Genomic DNA, 16,956 nt, shown 5'->3' with positions numbered 1-16,956 from the left:
GCAGGCGCGCACGGTCACAGCCGCACGATGACCAGCGCCGTGTCGTCGGTGGCACCCCCGGGAGGCAGCAGTTCCAGCAGCACGTGGTCCGCGAGCCTCTCGGGGTCCTCGTCGCGGTGCCGGTCGAGGGAGTCGGCGAGGCGCGCCAGACCGGTGTCGATGTCCTCGCCACGGCGCTCCACGAGTCCGTCGGTGTACAGGACGAGCGTGGCGCCCTCCGTGTACGACGTCCAGGCCTGCGGCCGGGGGAACGGGTCGGGGCGGGCGTCGAGTGGCGGGTCGGTGGCCTGGTCGAGGAACTCCACCCCGCCTTCGGGGCGGATCAGGACGGGCGGTGGATGACCCGCGCTGCTGTAGCTGATCGTGTGGTGGTCGAAGTCGATGAACGTCGAGACGGCGGTCGCCGACTCGGCGCCGTCGACGACGTGCGCGTACAGCCCCAGGACGTTCAGGGCCTCGCCCGGCCCCACGGCGACCCGGGAGGCCGCGCTCAGCGCGCTGCGCAGCTGGCCCATGACCCCGGCGGCCTCCAGCCCGTGCCCGACCACGTCGCCCACGGCCACGGCCATGCGGTGGCCGCCCACCAGGTCGACGATGTCGTACCAGTCCCCGCACACGTTCAGCGCGCCGACCGCCGGCCGGTAGCGCACGGCGGCGTGATGGCGGCCGACCTGCCGGCGGGCGGGCAGCATCGCCTTCTGCAGGGCGAGCGCCACCTCGCGCTCGCGGGCGTGGGCCTGGCGCAGCCGCTCGTTGACCTCCTGGAGTTCACGGGCGCGCGTGTACAGCTCGGCCTCCAGGACGCGGGCCCGGCTGCCGGTGGGACCGCCGCGGGCCCGGATCAGCTCGGTGACCTCCTCGACCCGGTGCACGAGCAGCCTCACCTTCCCGTCCGCGTCGAGCACCGGCGCGTTGACCGGGCTCCAGTAGCGCTCCTCCCACTCCCCGGGCCGCTCGGGGTCCTCGACGTCGTACCGCTGGAGGGCCATGGCGTCACGCTCGCCGGTGGCGGCGACCCGGGCCAGCGAGGCGCCCAGGCTGCGCATGCCCGACGCGCCGTCGTTCTCCGGGTTGTCCGGGAAGACGTCGAAGAGGTGCCGCCCCACCACCTGCTCACGGGTACGCCCGGCCATGCGCAGGAATTCCACGTTGGCGTCCACGTAGACCAGCTCGGGCGTCAGCAGCGCCACCATGCCCGGCAGCGCCTGGAACACCGCCGCGTAGTCGATGGCCGTGTCGTCCATGGCTGCCGCCCATCCGCCGGATCGCACCCGTTCCCGTCGAGTACTTCGCCCGTCCGTGTCCCTCTGTCTCCGTGTCCCTCTGTCATACGACGGACACGGGCGCCGCGCACGTCAGGCCGGTGGCTCCGTCAGGTTCTGCTCGGCCCAGATGACCTTCCCGTCGGGCACGAAGCGGGTTCCCCAGCGCTCGGTGACCTGGGAGACCAGCAGCAGCCCGCGGCCCCCCTCGTCCGTGGTGCGCGGATGGCGCAGATGGGGTGCGGTGGCACCGCCGTCGGAGACCTCGCAGATCAGCGACCGGTTCCTGATCAGCCGCAGCTGGATCGGGCCCTGTGCGTGCCGCATGGCGTTGGTGACCAGCTCGCTCACGATCAGTTCGGTGGTGAAGGCGAGCTCCTCCAGCCCCCACTCGTCCAACTGCCGGGCGGCCTCCTTGCGGGCGTCGGCGACCATGGCCGGATCGGCGGGCAGGTCCCAGTCGGCGACCCGGTCGGCGCCGAGCAGCCTGGTCCGGGCCATCAGCAGGACCACGTCGTCGCGGGGCCGGTCCGGCACCAGGGCGTCGACCACGTCCCGACAGCGCAGCTCCAGCGAGGACGCGGGCCGGGCCAGGGCGGTGCGCAGCCGGTCGCGGTCCGTGTCGTCGTCCGTCCCGCCGCCGTCCCGGTGGGCCAGCAGTCCGTCGGTGTGCAGGGCCAGCGTGCTGCCCTCGGCCAGGGCCAGCTCGACCGACTCGAAGGGCGGGCCGCCCACCCCGAGCGGTGGGCCCTGCGGGACGTCGACGCGGACGACGGTCGAATCGGGCAGGACGACGACGGGCGCGGGATGGTCCGCGGCGGCCATCGTGCACTGTCCGTCGACGGGGTCGTAGACGACGTACACGCACCCCGGCCCCACCGCCCGGGCGCCGACGTCCTGCGCGGCCGAGGAGCGCTGCCCCTCCTCGCGGACCGTGCGCGCGACGACGTCGTCGAGGTGCGCGAGGACCTCCTCGGGCGGCAGGTCCAGCGCGGCGAGGGTGCGTACGGCGGTGCGCAGCCGGCCCATGTCCGCGGCGGCGTCGATCCCGTGCCCCGGAACCTCGCCCACGACCAGGGCCACGCGCGCGCCGGACAGCTGGATCAGGTCGTACCAGTCGCCGCCCAGGCCGGTCAGCTCGTCGGCCGGCCGGTAGCAGGCGGCCACCTCCACGGCGTCCTGCTCGGGCAGCCGGCGCGGCAGCAGACTGCGCTGGAGGACCAGCGCGGCGTCCCGCTCGCGGGTGTAGCGCCGGGCGTTGTCCACGCAGACCGCCGCCCGGGACACCAGGTCCTCGGCGAGGCTGAGGTCGTCCGCGTCGAAGGGCTCCTGACGCCGGCGCCGGAAGAACGACGTGACGCCCAGCGTGACACCGCGCGCGCGGACCGGCACGATCATCACGCTGTGCAGGCCTCGCTCCAGGAAGGTCGCCCGGCGGCCGCCCGGGATGTCCGCGGCCCACTCCTCGCCCAGCGGGTCGAGCCGCTCCTCGCGCCAGGAGGAGCCCGTGGTCAGACAGCGGACCGGCGGTGATCCCCCGAGGTAGGCGGCCACCTGGCCGATCCCGACGACGGCCTCCGGCACCCCCGGGTTCACCGACTGGTGCCCGGCCCGCCGCAGCGGCACCTCGCCGGTGCCGTACAGCGGCCGCGGCTCCGGCTCCGCGCCGCGCAGCACGGAGTCCAGCAGGTCCACGCAGACGAAGTCGGCGAAGTCCTGCACGGCCACGTCGGCCAGTTCCTGCGCGGTCCGCACGATGTCCAGGGTGCGGCCGATCTGCTCGCCGGCCCGGTCGAGCAGGGCCAGACGCTGCCGGGCACGGTGCCGCTCGGTGATGTCGACGACCGTGTAGTACACGCCCATCGGATGACCTCGGTCGTCCTCCAGACGGGTGAACGACATCATGTACGCCGTCTCCCGCAGGGGCGTGGAGCGCACCCGGCCCAGGTGCTCGTACCCGACCACCGGCCGCCCGGTCGCCAGCACGTACCGCATCTGCGTCTCGATGCTCGCGGCGTCGATGCCCGGCTGGATCTGCGCCAGGCGCCGCCCGAGCCGCTCCCGCGGCGGGCCGCCGCCGAACTGCTCCAGGGCCGCGTTCGACCAGACGCACCGCAGATCGGTGTCCACGATCGCTATGCCGACGGGGGAGTCGGTCACCATCTGCTCCAGCACCGCACGGCTCATGTCCCAGCCGCGCGCCCCGGACATGTCGCAGAGCAGGACCAGCCAGTGCGCCGCGCCGCCGGGCTCCATCGCCGGGGTGATCCGGACCATCACGCGGACCGGCCGTCCGTCCTTGCGCCGTGCGGTCAGCAGCCCCGCCCAGCCGCCGTTCCTGCGGCACTGCTCGCCCAGCTCGGGCACCCGCGCCGCGTCCTCGGCGGACAGGAGGCCGGTCACCGTGGTGCCCACCACCTCGGCGGCCGTGTACGCCAGCAGCCGCTCGGCATCGCGGGTCCAGCTCGTCACCACGCCCTGTGCGTCGAGCAGGAGGGGCGCGGCGTCGGCCACGTCGAACCACGGTCGGGCGACGTCCTGCTTCTCGTGCATGCCCACGGCCGACCTCTCTGTCGCTGAGAGTGGTCTACCCGTCCACGACTCAATCTTCACTCTTCGGGCATCGGACACGGCACGCGAACGAGCGGGGCCGGCCGCGAACGGCCGCCCCCCCCACGACGTCACTCCGACGTCACGAAGCCAGGACCCGCTTCAGGGCCGCCAGCGCGGAGCGCAGCTCCTGCGCCGTGATGGTCAGCGGGGGCGCCAGCCGGATGGTGGAGCCGTGGGTGTCCTTCACCAGGATCCCCTCCCGCATCAGCCGTTCGCTGATCTCGCGGCCGGTGCCGATCGCCGGGTCGATGTCGACGCCCGCCCACAGCCCGCGCGCCCGGAAGCCGACCACGCCGTTGCCCGCCAGCTCGGCCAGTCCGTCCCGCAGGACCACGCCCAGCTCGGCGGCCCGGCGCTGGAACTCGCCGGTCTTCAGCAGGTCGATCACGGCCGTGCCGACCGCCGCCGCGAGCGGGTTGCCGCCGAACGTCGAGCCGTGCTCGCCCGGGTGCAGCACCCCCAGCACCTCGCGCCGGGCCACCACGGCCGACACCGGCACGATGCCGCCGCCGAGCGCCTTGCCGAGCAGCAGCATGTCCGGCACGACGTCCTCGTGCTCGACGGCGAAGGTGCGGCCGGTGCGGCCGAGGCCCGACTGGATCTCGTCCGCGATGAACAGACAGCCCTCGCGCCGGGTCAGCTCGCGCACCCCGGCGAGATAGCCCGGGGAGGGGATGACGACCCCGGCCTCGCCCTGGATGGGCTCGATCAGCACCGCCGCCGTCGTCTCGTCGACGGCCTCCTCCAGCGCGGCCAGGTCGTCGTACGGCACGATCCGGAAGCCGGGCGTGAACGGGCCGAAGCCGCTGCGGGCCGTCTCGTCGGTGGAGAAGCTGACGATGGTCGTCGTACGGCCGTGGAAGTTCTCCGCCGCGACGACGATCGTCGCCTGCCCGTCCGGGACGCCCTTGACGTCGTAGGCCCACTTGCGGGCCACCTTGACGGCGCTCTCCACGGCCTCCGCGCCGGTGTTCATCGGCAGCACCATGTCGAGGCCGGTCAGCTCCGCGAGCCGCTCGGCGAACCCGGCGAGCCGGTCGTTGTGGAAGGCGCGGGAGGTCAGGGTGAGCTGGTCGAGCTGGCGGTGCGCGGCCTCGATCAGCGCCGGGTGGCGGTGGCCGAAGTTCAGGGCCGAGTAGCCGGCGAGCATGTCGAGATAGCGCCGTCCCTCGACGTCCTCGACCCAGGTGCCCTCGGCCCGGGCGACGACCACGGGCAGCGGGTGGTAGTTGTGCGCGACGACCGGCTCCTCCGCACGGATCAGGTCGGCGGCCGTACGCGTCGGCGCGGATACACGGGTGGGCGCGGTCATCAGCGGATCTCCTGGGTGCAGCACTTGATGCCACCGCCGGCCTTGTGGAACTCCGACAGGTCGACGGGGACGGGGACATAGCCGTGGCCGGCGAGGTTCTCGGCCAGGGCCTCGGCCTGGGGGGCGATGAAGACGTTGCGGCCGTCGGACACGGAGTTCAGGCCGAACGCGAGGGCGTCGTCGCGGGTGGCCAGCACCGCGTCCGGGTACAGCCGCCGCAGCACCTCGCGGCTGCCCGCCGAGAACGCCTCGGGGTAGTAGCAGATGTTGTCGTCGTCGAGGACGAACAGCGCGGTGTCCAGGTGGTAGAAGTACGGGTCCACCAGGGTCAGGCCGATCACCGGGTGGCCGAGGAACTCCTGGGCCTCCCGGTGTGCCTCGCGGGTGGTGCGGAACCCGGTGCCGGCCAGCACGTACCGGCCCGTCCACACCAGGTCGCCCTCTCCCTCGGTCACGGCCTCGGGGCGGTAGACGTCGTAGCCGGCCGCCTTGAACCAGGTGTCGTAGTGCGCGGACTCGGGGCGCCGCTCGGGCGCGTGGAACAGGGAGCCGAAGACGCGGCCCCCGACCACGCACGCCGCGTTGGCGGCGAAGACCATGTCCGGCAGGCCGGGCACCGGCTCGACCGCGTCGACGGTGTGACCGAGGCTGCGGTAGGCGCGGATCAGCTCCTGCCACTGCTCCTGGGCGAGGTCCACGTCGACGGGCCGGTCGGGATGCATCCACGGATTGATCGCGTACTGGACGGCGAAGTGTCTGGGTTCGCAGACGAGGAAGCGCCGGGAGCGCGGCACACGGCTTTCGGGCACAGAGGGTCTCCTCCGGTTCCTGTGTGTCACTGAGGGGTGTCACAACGGTAGAAACGGAGATCCACGGTCGACAAGTGCGAAGAGCTGCGCGCATACGCAGCATCGATGCGTTCTCGCCGGTATTCACGCACGAGTGCTGCGCATAATCCTGGTCACTCCGGTCCGTCCGGAGCCGCCTGGGTGGCGCCCGCCTCCGGGCTCTCCGGGAGGAGGTGGGACAGCACCATCACGCTGATCGTCTTCCGGATGAACGGCTCGGTGCGGATCCGCTCCAGCACCTCCTCGAAGTGCTCCACGTCCCGCGCCCGGACATGCAGCAGCGCGTCCGCGGCGCCGGTCACCGTCATGGCCGCGGTGATCTCCGGATAGGCCCGGACGACCTCCGCCAGCCGCCGGGGCGGCGCCGCGCCCTCGCAGTACACCTCGACGTACGCCTCGGTGCGCCAGCCCAGCGCGGACGGCTGCACGGTGGCCGTGAACCCGGTGATCACCCCGGTCTCCCGCAGCCGGTCCACGCGCCGCTTGACCGCGGTGGCCGACAGCCCCACGTCCGCGCCGATCTCGGCGAAACTGGTCCGGGCGTTCGCCATCAGCGCGGTGATGATCTTGCGGTCGAGGTCGTCGAAGGAGGCGGTCCTGCTGTTCATGCGGGCACTGTAATCAGCCGCGCCGCACGGAGTCGGCCTAGGACTGCGTGACGACCATGGCGAGCGTCAGCAGGCCCAGCACGACCCAGCCGAACCACAGCCAGCCGTTGCTGCCGAGCGCGACCGTGTACGCGGTCACGACGACGAGCCCGCCGACCGTGAGAGCCCCCATCGCCTTGGTGGAACCGTTCATGGAACCGGGCATCGCGACACCCTTCTCTTGGTCCGTCCTCGACCATGGTGCCTCGAAACCCGGTTCGACGGGACCGGACAGGCGGCGCTAGCTCTTGCGGGTGTTCAGCGAGGCCAGGTAGGCGTTGTACGCCGCCAGTTCCTTGTCGCCGTCGCGGTCCGCGAGGCGGTCCATGCGCTTGGCCTGGCGCTGTTCCGAGCGGTACCACTGGAAGAGCAGCGCGATCAGCACCAGCACCGACGGGATCTCGCTGAACGCCCAGGCGATGCCGCCGGCCGCGTTCTGGTCGGAGAGCGCGTCGACGCCGAGCGAGGCGGCCGGGTGCTCGAAGGTGCTCACCATCGGCTGCGAAGCCATCATCAACGCGATGCCGAAGAACGCGTGGAACGGCATCCCCGCGAACAGCTCCAGCATCCGCATCACGTAACCCGGCCGGTGCGGACCCGGGTCCACGCCCATGATCGGCCAGAAGAACACCATGCCCACGGCGAAGAAGTGCACCATCATCCCGATGTGACCGGCCTTCGACCCCATCAGGGTGTCGAAGAGCGGGGTGAAGTACAGCACGTACAGGCTCGCGATGAACATCGGGATCGTGAACGCCGGGTGCGTGACGATCCGCATGTAGCGGCTGTGCAGCAGCATCAGCAGCAGCTCGCGCGGCCCCTTGCGGCCCTTGCCGGCCACGGGCAGCGCGCGCAGCGCCAGTGTGACCGGGGCGCCGAGCAGGATCAGGATCGGCGACAGCATGCTGATGATCATGTGCTGCACCATGTGCACGCTGAACATGACCATGCCGTAGTCGTTCAGCTTGGTGCACATCACCAGCGCGACCGTCAGCACACCGACGACGTACGCCGCCGTACGGCCGGCGGACCACTGGTCCCCGCGCCGGCGCAGCCGTACGACACCCCAGCCGTACAGGCCGAGCCCGAGCAGGCAGGCGACGAGGAAGAACGGGTCCGCGGACCACTGAAGCCCCCGTCCCAGCGTGAACGGCGGCAGATCCATCATCATGCCGTGCCCGCTGTGGTCCATCCTGCGGCTCCTGATTCGTGGGGGTTGTACGAGTTGTCCGCCCCAAGACTAGAACCGCCCCCGGTCACGGCTGTGACCGGGGGCGGCTTGTTCTCGGGTGAACTACGGAACGCGGGCGGGCTACAGGACGCACTCCGCCTCGTCGTACCGCGCCACCGGCACGGTCTTCAGCGTCTCCACGGCCTCCGCCAGCGACACCATCACGATGTCGGTCCCGCGCAGGGCCGTCATCCGGCCGAACTCGCCCCGGTGCACGGCCTCCACCGCGTGCCAGCCGAAGCGCGTGGCGAGCACCCGGTCGTACGCCGTCGGCGTGCCGCCGCGCTGGACGTGCCCGAGGATGACCGGCCGTGCCTCCTTGCCGAGCCGGTGCTCCAGCTCGACCGACAGCTGCCGGGCGATGCCGGCGAAGCGCTCGTGGCCGTAGATGTCCTTGCCGCCCTCGTCGAACTCCATCGAGCCGGCCCGGGGCTTGGCGCCCTCCGCCGCGACGACGATGGCGAACCGCTTGCCCGCCTCGAACCGCGCGCCGACCTTCCGCGTCAACTCGTCGATGTCGAAGGGCCGTTCCGGAACGACGACGGCGTGGGCGCCGGCCGCCATGCCGGAGTGCAGCGCGATCCAGCCGGTGTGCCGGCCCATGACCTCCACGATCAGCACGCGCTGGTGCGACTCGGCGGTGGTCTTCAGCCGGTCCAGCGCCTCGGTGGCCACGGTGACGGCCGTGTCGAAGCCGAAGGTGACGTCCGTGACGGCGATGTCGTTGTCGATCGTCTTGGGCACGCCCACGATCGGCAGTCCGCTGTCCGACAGCAGCCGGGCCGCCTTCAGCGTGCCCTCACCGCCGATCGGGATGATCGCGTCCAGGCCGAGCTCCTCGACATGGCCCTTCGCCCGCTCCACGCCGTCGCGCAGATGCTCGGGGCGGACCCGGGAGGAGCCGAGGATCGTGCCGCCGAGGGCGAGGATGCCGCCCACGGCGTCGAGGTCGAGCTTCGTGTAGTCGCACTCCAGGAGGCCCTTCCAGCCGTCCCGGAAACCGATGACCTCGTCGCCGTGGTCGGCGACGGCACGGTGCACGACGGACCGGATGACGGCGTTCAGGCCGGGGCAGTCGCCGCCTGACGTGAGGACACCAATGCGCATAGCCCGAAATACCTTCTCCACGTGGGCCGGGAAACCGGACCACGTCGTCCGGCGGATTCCCGGCCAGCCTACCGGCGTGCGGGGGTCGCTCCGTAGCGGGCGTCCGCCTGCTGGACGCGCCCGCGCATATGAGCGGACGGTCCGTCAGGCGGGCCCGTCACGGAGTCTGCCGGACCACGCTGAAGGCGTGCTGACGTGTGGCTTACGCCGGCTGCTGAGCGGCCTCGATGCGCTCGCCCCGGAGCGCCTCGTACCAGCGGTCGTCGATCGGCGGCAGGGCGTTGACGTCGAGCGCCAGCTTCAGCAGCAGGTCGGCGATCTGCGGGTTGCGGGCGAGGACGGGGCCGTGCATGTACGTCCCGAAGACGGTCCCGTTGTACGCGCCCTCCGTGCCGTCCCCGGTGCCGTTGCCCTTGCCGATCTGCACCCGGGCGAACGGGCGGGCGTTCGGGCCGACGTGGGTGACGCCCTGGTGGTTCTCGAAGCCGGTCAGCTGGGGCAGGCCGAGCTGCGGGTCGATGTCGCCGAGCACGTCGCCGACGCACCGCTCGCCCTCGCCGCGCACCGAGACCACGTCGAGCAGGCCGAGGCCGGGCTCGCGCTGGCCGAGGTCGTTGATGAACTCGTGCCCGAGGATCTGGTAGCCGGCGCAGACGGAGAACACGATCGCGCCGTTCTGCACCGCCCGCTGCAGATGACCGTCGCGGCGCAGCCGCTCGGCCGCGAGCCGCTGCGGACGGTCCTCGCCGCCGCCGATCAGGTAGATGTCCCCGGAGGTCGGGATCGGCTGGTCGCTGCGCACGTCGAGACGGGCCACGTCCAGGCCGCGTTGCCGGGCCCGGCGCTCCACGACGAGCGCGTTGCCCTGGTCGCCGTAGGTGCTCAGCAGGTCCGGGTAGATCCACACCAGCCGCAGTTGGTTGTCGCTCATGAGGTGATCGCCCTTCGCGGATCAGAGGATCGGAGGATCAGTTGCCGACGCGGCGGCGCAGGTCCTGGAACGCGGTGTAGTTCGCGATGACCTCGATCCGGCCGGGCGGGCACGCCTGTACGGCCTGGTCGAGGGTGTCGCAGACCTGGAAGTGCTGGTTCGCGACCTCCAGACGGACGGCGAGGTCCAGCTTCCGGTCGCCGATCACGAAGATCGGGTGGCCGGTGAGCCGGGTGTAGTCCACGTCCCAGAGCCAGGAGGTGTCGGTGCCGTCGGCGCCGCGGGCGTTCACGGAGAGGATCACCGGCGTGGGCGGCGGGTCGATCAGGGAGAACGTCTCCAGCCAGCCGGCCGGGTTCTTGGCCAGCAGCAGCCGCAGATCACGGTTCAGGAACTGGACGACGTCGTACCGCCCGGCCACGGCCTGCACCTGGTACATCCGCTCCAGGGCGACCTGCGGCGGCACCCCGAAGACGGCGGCCACGGCGGCGGAGCTGGCCGCGTTCGCCTTGTTGGCGCGGCCCGGCAGCTGGAGGTGGATCGGCCAGGCGGACCCGTGCGGGTCCAGCACGTGGTCGCCGGAGAGCGCCCACGACGGCTGGGGCCGGCGGAAGCCGCACTCGTTGCAGTACCAGTCCTCGCCCGGGCGCTGCATCACGCCACCGCAGGACGGGCAGGACCATGCGTCGTCCTTCCACATCTGCCCGGCGGCGACCCAGACCACGTTCGGCGAGGACGAGGCGGCCCACACCACCAGCGGGTCGTCGCAGTTGGCGACGACGACGGCCTTGGAGCCGGACAGACCCTCGCGCCAGTTCTCGGCGAGCATCCGCGTCTCGGCGGCGCGGTCGAGCTGGTCACGGGAGAGGTTGAGCAGCGCGATGCACTTCGGGCTGGTGTCCCGGGCCACACCGGCCAGGTACTTCTCGTCGACCTCGATGACGCCGAACTTGGCCTCCGAGCCGCCCGCGAGGGCGGAGGTGATGCCGGCCGGCATGTTGGCGCCGAGCGCGTTCGAGACGACCGGGCCCGCGGCGCGCAGCGCCTCGGCGATCAGCCGGGTCGTCGTGGTCTTGCCGTTGGTCGCCGACACCAGGACGACGTCCAGGTTCTGTGCGAGCCGGGCGAGCAGGTCGGGGTCGAGTTTCAGCGCGACCCGGCCACCGATCACCGACCCGCTGCCGCGTCCTGCGGCTCGCGATGCCGCAGCGACCGCCTTTCCCGCGGTCACGGCCAGCTTGGCCCGCGGCGTGAGCGGGTCCGAGTTGCCTGCCATCAGTTCTCGATCCTCCTTGCGTACGCGCCGCGCCTGGGGCCATCCGGCAACGTGGTGTGGACCTCAGCCTATCGAGATCCGTTCGCACACCCGAATCCTGCCCATCCCTGCGCGACGGGCGTGGGTCGAACGAACCGTACCCTTGCGGCCATGCGACACGGTTCCATTGCGGGCGCCCACGGGCGAGTCCGGCCCCTCACCCTGCTCGGCGACGCGGATTTGCGCGAGCCCTGCCAGGACGTCACGGAGTTCGGCCCGGAACTGGCCGACCTCGTGGAGGACTTGTTCGCCACGATGTACGCGGCGCAGGGAGTGGGTCTGGCCGCGAATCAGATCGGGGTGCCTTTGCGGGTGTTCGTCTACGACTGTCCGGATGATGACGATGTGCGGCATCTCGGGCATGTGGTGAACCCCCGCCTGGTGGCGGCGGACGGCATCGTGCTCCGGGGGCCCGAGGGCTGCCTGTCCCTGCCGGGCCTGGAGGCGGGCACCGAGCGGTACGACCACGCCGTGGTCGAGGGCCGCACGGCCCAGGGCGAGCCGGTCACGATCCACGGCACGGGCTTCTTCGCCCGGTGCCTGCAGCACGAGTGCGACCACCTGGAGGGCCGGGTGTACGCGGACCGCGTCGAGGGCTGGCGCAGGCGAAGACTGCTGAGACAGATCTCCCGGGCGCCCTGGAGCCGCTAGGGACCGCCTAGAACCCGGGACCGCCGATCCGGTCCCCCGCCGCCGCGAGCCGGCCCCACAGCAGGTCGGCCAGCGAGCGGACCAACTCGGCGCGGGAACACGGTCGTTCCCCGAGCCACCAGTCCCCGGCCGCGTGCATCATCCCGACGATCCCGTGCCCCCACACCCGTGCGAGCTGCTGGCTCCCGGGGCCCAGATCGACCCGCTCCTCGATGACCTGCGCCAGCTCCTCGCCCATCCTGCGCAGCAGCGGCGCGCTGTGCTTGCCGACGTCGAAGCCCTGGTCGCCCCCGGTGCTGCCCTCGGCCGGGTGCATCAGGAACCGGTACACCTGGGGGCGTGCCTCGATCGCGGCGAGGTAGGTGTCCAGCGTGGACTCGACCCGCTCGCGCCGGTCCGCGGGGGCGTCCAGCGCCGCCCGCAGGGAGGCGAGCAGCGCGTCCGTGTGCCGCTTGGCGAGCGCCGCGTAGAGCCCGCCCTTGTCGCCGAAGTGGCGGTAAAGGATCGGCTTCGTGATGCCGGCCTCCGCCGCGATCGCGTTCATCGACGCCTGCGGGCCGTCGCGGAGCACCACCCGGTCCGCGGCCTCCAGCAGCTCACGCCGTCTGCGGTCGGCGGACCGCTGCTGCTCGGTCCGCTGTGTGGTGTCCATGTGCTCTCCCCACCCGTGCTGATTCGGTGACGCCTGCGCAAACTAACACTGACTGTGCTCCTGACATCGAACGGGATGCCGAGGAGCCGTCGACGGTTGACTTTTCCTACCCGTCGGTAACAGACTCGGGTTACCGCAAGTAACATCGCACTGCCGCCGCTGGAGGGGACATGGCCGAGTTCACCATGGAGCTGAACGACGAACAGAAGGAAGTCCGGGACTGGCTCCATGGCTTCGCCGCCGACGTGATCCGCCCCGCCGCCGCCGAGTGGGACGAGCGCGAGGAGACTCCCTGGCCGGTGATCCAGGAGGCGGCGAAGGTCGGCATCTACTCCCTCGACTTCTACGCGCAGCAGTACTTCGACTCCACCGGGCTCGGTATCCCGATGGCGATGGAGGAGCTGTTCTGGGGCGACGCGGGCATCGCCCTCTCCATTGTGGGCACCGGCCTCGCCGCCGTGGGCGTTCTCGCCAACGGAACCGAGGAACAGATCGGCACCTGGATCCCGCAGATGTACGGCGACCAGAACGACGTCAAGGTGGCCGCGTTCTGCTCCTCAGAGCCCGACGCCGGCTCCGACGTGGCCTCCATGCGCACGCGTGCCGTGTACGACGAGGCGAAGGACGAGTGGGTGATCAACGGCACGAAGACCTGGGCGACCAACGGCGGCATCGCCAACGTCCACGTCGTCGTCGCCAGCGTCGACCCGGAGCTGGGCTCCAAGGGCCACGCCTCCTTCATCGTCCCGCCCGGCACGGAGGGCCTCTCCCAGGGCCAGAAGTTCAAGAAGCACGGCATCCGCGCCTCGCACACCGCCGAGGTCGTCCTCGACGCCGTCCGTGTCCCCGGCTCCTGTCTGCTGGGCGGCAAGGAGAAGCTCGACGAGCGCCTCGCCCGGGCCCGCGAGAAGGCGAAGGCGGGCGGCGGGGAGCGCGTGAAGAACGCGGCGATGGCGACGTTCGAGGCGTCCCGGCCCGCCGTGGGAGCCATGGCGGTCGGCACGGCCCGTGCCGCGTACGAGGTCGCTCTCGACTACGCCAAGACCCGCCAGCAGTTCGGGCGGCCGATCATCGACAACCAGGGCGTCGCCTTCCAGCTGGCGGACATGCGGACGCAGATCGACGCCGCCCGGCTGCTGGTGTGGCGGGCGTCGTGGATGGCGGTCAACGGCAAGCCGTTCACCGCCGCCGAGGGGTCCATGTCGAAGCTGTTCGCCAGCGAGACGGCCAAGAAGGTCACGGCCCAGGCGATCCAGATCCTCGGCGGCAACGGCTACACCAGGGAGTACCCCGTCGAGCGCATGCACAGGGACTCCGCCATCTACACCATCTTCGAGGGGACGAGCGAGATCCAGCGACTGGTGATCTCCCGCACCCTCGCGGGCATGCCCATCCGCTAACGGTGCCGGAGCGGCGTCAGCTGTTCGATGTCGTACTTGGCCCGCAGTGCCTCGATCGCCTCCTGGTCCGGCGGGCCGCCGTTGCCCAGGATCTCCAGCAGCTCCTCGAAGTAGCGCTCGTGATCCGGCGGGGGACTCGCCTGGAAGAACATCTTCGCCGGGGTGTCCGTCGGGTTCGCGAACGCGTGCGGGCACCCCGGTGGCACGACGATCACCGTGCCCGGGGTCGCCCGTACCACCCGGCTGCCCGAACTCGACTCCCACTTCTTCCAGTTGTCGGGGGTGCGGATGCGGGGCTCGAAGGCGAGGACGTCGAGTTCGCCCTCCAGGACGTAGAACAGCTCCTCGCTGCGGGTGTGCACATGCGCACCCACGTCGAAGCCCGGCGGGACCTCCACCTCGAAGGTGGAGGCCATCCGCGAATGCGTGCCGGTGACCTTGAACGTGACACGCTGGGCCGGTGTCTCGACGACACGGCCGTGGCCCGGCGGTACGTACAGTCCCTCAGCCCAGGTCATCCGGCCCTCACCAGGTCACCGGAACGGCCTCGGGACCCCGGATCAGCGCACCCTTCTTGAAGGGCACCTGGTCCGGCGGTACGGCGAGGCGCAGGCCGGGCACCCGGTCCAGCAGGGTGTCCACCAGCAGTTCCTCCTCCAGCCGGGCCAGCTGGCCGCCCGGGCAGTAGTGCGGGCCGAAGCCGAAGGAGACATGCGGGTTGGGGCTGCGCGAGAAGTCGATGGTCTCCGGGTCGGGGAAGACCTCCGGGTCGCGGTTCGCGGCCAGGTAGGAGACGTACACCGGGTCGCCCGCGCGGATCCGCACGCCCCGGATCTCCACGTCCACCATGGCGATGCGGGACAGGCCGACCGCGTTGCGGTGCGGGATGTAGCGCAGGAGCTCGTCGATCGCCCGCGGGCGGATCTCCGGGCGTTCGCGCAGCAGGTGCACCAGGTCGGGGCGGGTCAGCAGCAGGTAGAACATCTGCCCGCTGTTGTTGGTCACCGCCTCGCCGCCGATCTGGAGCAGCACGGCGAGCCCGACGGCCTCGCCCAGCGTCACCTCGCGCCGGCCCACCGCGGCGCCGAGCAGCGAGGTGACGTCCTCGGCCGTGCTGTTCTCGCGCAGCCCGATCAGGTCGGAGAAGTACGCGGCCATCTCCCGCTTGGCCTTCTCGCTGACCTCCTTGCCGTGCGAGGAGGACAGGATGAGCTGCGTCCAGGTGTGCATGACGTGCCGGTCGGCGGCCGGGACGCCCATCATCTCGCAGATCACCCCGATCGGGAACGGGCTGAGGATCCTGGCCGTCAGATCCGCGGGCGGGCCGTCCTGGAGGAGTTCGTCGACCAGCTCGTCCAGCATGGTCTGCGCCTGCTCCCGGACCCGTTCCACGCCCTTCGCGGTGAACGCGGCCGCCACCGAGCGGCGCAGCCGGGTGTGGTCGGGCGGGTCGAGGAAGCCGACCGCGCCCGGGTCCGGGATGAAGTGCGGGGCGAGCCGGGTGACCGGCTGGTCCATGACCGCCTCGCGGCTGAAGCGGGCGTCGTTGGTCACCATGCGCACGTCGTCGTACCGGGTGACCAGCCAGGCCCAGCCCTCGCCGTTGGGCAGTTGGATGCGGGTGACCGGCCCCTCGCGCATCAGCTCTCTGAGCACCGGGTCGAAGTCCGTCCCGGTCAGATCGAGCGCCGGCCAGTGCCGGATCGGGGGCAGGGTCTCGGTGAGCGTTTCTTCCGTCATGCCGTACTCATGCCGTTTCTCGGTCGGAGCCGCGCCAGCGGCCCAGCGCCATTTCCGCGGTGATGCCGGGCCCGAACCCGGCCAGCAGCCCGCGCGCCCGGTGCTCGGTGCCGCCCTCGTCGAACATCCGGCGCAGCGCGTCCAGCACGACGGCGGAGGCGATGTTGCCGTACTCGGTGAGCGTGGACCGGCTGAACCGGAACGCGTGCGGGTCGACCTGGAGGAACTTGCTCAGGTCGTCGAGGATGCGCGGCCCCCCGGCATGGACGATGTAGAAGTCCAGGTCGGACGCGTCCCAGCCGTGCAGGCCCGCGAGGTCCTGGAGCGCCGGGGCGAGCGGCTCCATGGTGGCCGGCACCCGCTTGTCGAGCAGGAAGTGGAATCCGGTCGCGCGGACGTCGTACATGATCCACTCTTCGGTCTTCGGGATCAGGTACGAGCCGTTGCGTTCCAGCTCGATGCCGGTACCACCCCTGCCGCGCACCACGGCGGCGGCTATGCCGTCACCGAACAGGCCGTTGGAGAGGAGCGAGCCGACGCCGAGGTCGGTGGGCTGGTAGCACAGCGAGCAGAACTCGCAGGCCACGATCAGGGCGTTGGCCTTGGGGTAGGCCGAGCAGAAGTCGTGGGCCCGGTTGATCGCCGCACCACCGGCCGCGCAGCCCAGCTGGGCTATGGGGAGCTGCCGCGTCGTGGGGTCGAAGTCCATCTCGTTGATCAGCCACGCCGTGAGCGAGGGCATCATGAAGCCCGTGCACGAGACGTAGATGATCACGTCGATGTCGCTGGTGAGGAGTTCCGCGTCGTCGAGCGCCCGCTGGATCACCGCGGGGACCCTGGCCTTGGCCTCGGCCTCGTAGAGCTTGTTGCGCTCCTCGAAGCCGGGGTGCTTCAGGGTCTCCTCGATGGGCTGCACGATGTGCCGGGTCTTGACGCCCGTGTTCTCGATCAGCCGCAGGGCGAGCGGGAGTTGTGGGTGGTCCGCGTGACGGGAGCGCGCCAGCTCCAGCGTCTCCTCCATCGTGATCACGTGTTCCGGAACCGACACTGCCGGTCTGCACAAAGTCGCCATGAACCGCGCCTGCTTTCAGCCTTCCGGAAGGCCTTCGCCCGCCGGTCAGAAGGTGGTTCACCTCAGGAGGTGGTCCATCCACGATCACCCGTGGGGGCGGCGATCTCGCGCCGGACTACTCCAGACCGGGGACACCGTGTCAGGGTCTGAGACGAAGCCGCACGTCGCGCGAGGG

At 71.3% G+C, this 16,956-nt stretch carries 16 protein-coding genes; 2 read left to right on the top strand and 14 right to left on the bottom strand.

Annotated features, from left to right (window positions below; translation table 11 throughout):
* Positions 1-14: 14 nt before the first annotated feature.
* The 10 genes from AC4OXY_RS11670 to AC4OXY_RS11625 all read right to left on the bottom strand — a co-directional run bounded on the left by AC4OXY_RS11670 (position 15) and on the right by AC4OXY_RS11625 (position 11,227).
* Positions 15-1,244 carry a PP2C family protein-serine/threonine phosphatase gene (locus AC4OXY_RS11670; protein WP_356026965.1) on the bottom strand — a complete coding sequence of 410 codons (1,230 nt, stop codon included), beginning with the start codon at positions 1,242-1,244 and terminating at the stop codon, positions 15-17.
* A gap of 111 nt (positions 1,245-1,355) precedes the next feature.
* Positions 1,356-3,815, bottom strand: a complete 2,460-nt coding sequence (locus tag AC4OXY_RS11665; RefSeq protein ID WP_491993865.1) for a SpoIIE family protein phosphatase — start codon at positions 3,813-3,815, stop codon at positions 1,356-1,358.
* 139 nt (positions 3,816-3,954) lie between these two features.
* Entirely contained in the window at positions 3,955-5,187 is a 1,233-nt protein-coding gene (gene rocD / locus AC4OXY_RS11660; protein WP_376288398.1) for an ornithine--oxo-acid transaminase, read from the bottom strand.
* Positions 5,187-5,996 (bottom strand): dimethylargininase, encoded by an 810-nt coding sequence (gene ddaH / locus AC4OXY_RS11655; RefSeq protein ID WP_362820259.1) that lies wholly within the window; start codon positions 5,994-5,996, stop codon positions 5,187-5,189. The genes rocD and ddaH overlap by 1 nt, the downstream gene beginning before the upstream one ends.
* A 152-nt stretch (positions 5,997-6,148) precedes the next feature.
* Positions 6,149-6,643: an Lrp/AsnC family transcriptional regulator gene (locus AC4OXY_RS11650; RefSeq protein WP_356026958.1), complete on the bottom strand. Its 495-nt coding sequence runs from the start codon at positions 6,641-6,643 to the stop codon at positions 6,149-6,151.
* A 37-nt stretch (positions 6,644-6,680) separates the two neighbouring features.
* Positions 6,681-6,848, bottom strand: a complete 168-nt coding sequence (locus AC4OXY_RS11645; RefSeq protein ID WP_107471099.1) for a hypothetical protein — start codon at positions 6,846-6,848, stop codon at positions 6,681-6,683.
* Positions 6,849-6,923: 75 nt separating this feature from the next.
* Positions 6,924-7,874: a cytochrome c oxidase assembly protein gene (locus tag AC4OXY_RS11640; protein ID WP_356026953.1), complete on the bottom strand. Its 951-nt coding sequence runs from the start codon at positions 7,872-7,874 to the stop codon at positions 6,924-6,926.
* A gap of 120 nt (positions 7,875-7,994) precedes the next feature.
* Positions 7,995-9,020: a 6-phosphofructokinase gene (locus AC4OXY_RS11635; RefSeq protein ID WP_356026950.1), complete on the bottom strand. Its 1,026-nt coding sequence runs from the start codon at positions 9,018-9,020 to the stop codon at positions 7,995-7,997.
* Positions 9,021-9,222: 202 nt separating this feature from the next.
* Positions 9,223-9,951 carry a type 1 glutamine amidotransferase gene (locus AC4OXY_RS11630; protein ID WP_356026948.1) on the bottom strand — a complete coding sequence of 243 codons (729 nt, stop codon included), beginning with the start codon at positions 9,949-9,951 and terminating at the stop codon, positions 9,223-9,225.
* Between the two features lie 37 nt (positions 9,952-9,988).
* Entirely contained in the window at positions 9,989-11,227 is a 1,239-nt protein-coding gene (locus tag AC4OXY_RS11625; protein WP_356026945.1) for a MurT ligase domain-containing protein, read from the bottom strand.
* A gap of 150 nt (positions 11,228-11,377) precedes the next feature.
* Between AC4OXY_RS11625 and def the strand changes: the two genes are divergently transcribed.
* On the top strand, positions 11,378-11,917 hold the full coding sequence (gene def / locus AC4OXY_RS11620; RefSeq protein WP_356026942.1) for a peptide deformylase: 540 nt from the start codon (positions 11,378-11,380) through the stop codon (positions 11,915-11,917).
* A gap of 7 nt (positions 11,918-11,924) precedes the next feature.
* On the opposite strand, the gene AC4OXY_RS11615 is transcribed toward def, so the two are convergent.
* Positions 11,925-12,569: a TetR/AcrR family transcriptional regulator gene (locus AC4OXY_RS11615; RefSeq protein WP_071374395.1), complete on the bottom strand. Its 645-nt coding sequence runs from the start codon at positions 12,567-12,569 to the stop codon at positions 11,925-11,927.
* A 170-nt stretch (positions 12,570-12,739) separates the two neighbouring features.
* Between AC4OXY_RS11615 and AC4OXY_RS11610 the strand changes: the two genes are divergently transcribed.
* Positions 12,740-13,969, top strand: a complete 1,230-nt coding sequence (locus AC4OXY_RS11610) for an acyl-CoA dehydrogenase family protein (RefSeq protein ID WP_362820258.1) — start codon at positions 12,740-12,742, stop codon at positions 13,967-13,969.
* On the opposite strand, the gene AC4OXY_RS11605 is transcribed toward AC4OXY_RS11610, so the two are convergent.
* Genes AC4OXY_RS11605 through AC4OXY_RS11595 form a run of 3 tightly spaced genes read right to left on the bottom strand, consistent with a single transcriptional unit; the run spans position 13,966 to position 16,781 of the window.
* Complete coding sequence (locus tag AC4OXY_RS11605; RefSeq protein ID WP_356026642.1) at positions 13,966-14,487, bottom strand: cupin domain-containing protein; 522 nt, start codon at positions 14,485-14,487, stop codon at positions 13,966-13,968. The genes AC4OXY_RS11610 and AC4OXY_RS11605 overlap by 4 nt on opposite strands.
* 7 nt (positions 14,488-14,494) lie before the next feature.
* Positions 14,495-15,709, bottom strand: coding sequence for a cytochrome P450 (locus tag AC4OXY_RS11600; RefSeq protein WP_356026640.1), 1,215 nt, complete (start codon positions 15,707-15,709; stop codon positions 14,495-14,497).
* A gap of 7 nt (positions 15,710-15,716) precedes the next feature.
* The gene (locus tag AC4OXY_RS11595; RefSeq protein WP_356026638.1) at positions 15,717-16,781 is read right to left on the bottom strand and encodes a type III polyketide synthase; all 1,065 of its coding nucleotides are present in this window, start codon (positions 16,779-16,781) and stop codon (positions 15,717-15,719) included.
* Positions 16,782-16,956: the final 175 nt, after the last annotated feature.

The organism is Streptomyces sp. HUAS MG56 (assembly GCF_058673395.1).
The sequence above is the reverse complement of the archived record's forward strand: the minus strand, read 5'-3'. Positions and strand labels throughout refer to the sequence as shown.

Coding starts and splice junctions, on each gene's coding strand:
- AC4OXY_RS11670 (WP_356026965.1), bottom strand. CDS start 1,244: ATGGACGACACGGCCATCGACTACGCGGCGGTGTTCCAGGCGCTGCCG.
- rocD (WP_376288398.1), bottom strand. CDS start 5,187: ATGACCGCGCCCACCCGTGTATCCGCGCCGACGCGTACGGCCGCCGAC.
- AC4OXY_RS11615 (WP_071374395.1), bottom strand. CDS start 12,569: ATGGACACCACACAGCGGACCGAGCAGCAGCGGTCCGCCGACCGCAGA.
- AC4OXY_RS11650 (WP_356026958.1), bottom strand. CDS start 6,643: ATGAACAGCAGGACCGCCTCCTTCGACGACCTCGACCGCAAGATCATC.
- AC4OXY_RS11625 (WP_356026945.1), bottom strand. CDS start 11,227: ATGGCAGGCAACTCGGACCCGCTCACGCCGCGGGCCAAGCTGGCCGTG.
- AC4OXY_RS11635 (WP_356026950.1), bottom strand. CDS start 9,020: ATGCGCATTGGTGTCCTCACGTCAGGCGGCGACTGCCCCGGCCTGAAC.
- AC4OXY_RS11640 (WP_356026953.1), bottom strand. CDS start 7,874: ATGGACCACAGCGGGCACGGCATGATGATGGATCTGCCGCCGTTCACG.
- def (WP_356026942.1), top strand. CDS start 11,378: ATGCGACACGGTTCCATTGCGGGCGCCCACGGGCGAGTCCGGCCCCTC.
- AC4OXY_RS11605 (WP_356026642.1), bottom strand. CDS start 14,487: ATGACCTGGGCTGAGGGACTGTACGTACCGCCGGGCCACGGCCGTGTC.
- AC4OXY_RS11630 (WP_356026948.1), bottom strand. CDS start 9,951: ATGAGCGACAACCAACTGCGGCTGGTGTGGATCTACCCGGACCTGCTG.
- AC4OXY_RS11595 (WP_356026638.1), bottom strand. CDS start 16,781: ATGGCGACTTTGTGCAGACCGGCAGTGTCGGTTCCGGAACACGTGATC.
- AC4OXY_RS11665 (WP_491993865.1), bottom strand. CDS start 3,815: ATGCACGAGAAGCAGGACGTCGCCCGACCGTGGTTCGACGTGGCCGAC.
- AC4OXY_RS11645 (WP_107471099.1), bottom strand. CDS start 6,848: ATGCCCGGTTCCATGAACGGTTCCACCAAGGCGATGGGGGCTCTCACG.
- AC4OXY_RS11610 (WP_362820258.1), top strand. CDS start 12,740: ATGGCCGAGTTCACCATGGAGCTGAACGACGAACAGAAGGAAGTCCGG.
- AC4OXY_RS11600 (WP_356026640.1), bottom strand. CDS start 15,709: ATGACGGAAGAAACGCTCACCGAGACCCTGCCCCCGATCCGGCACTGG.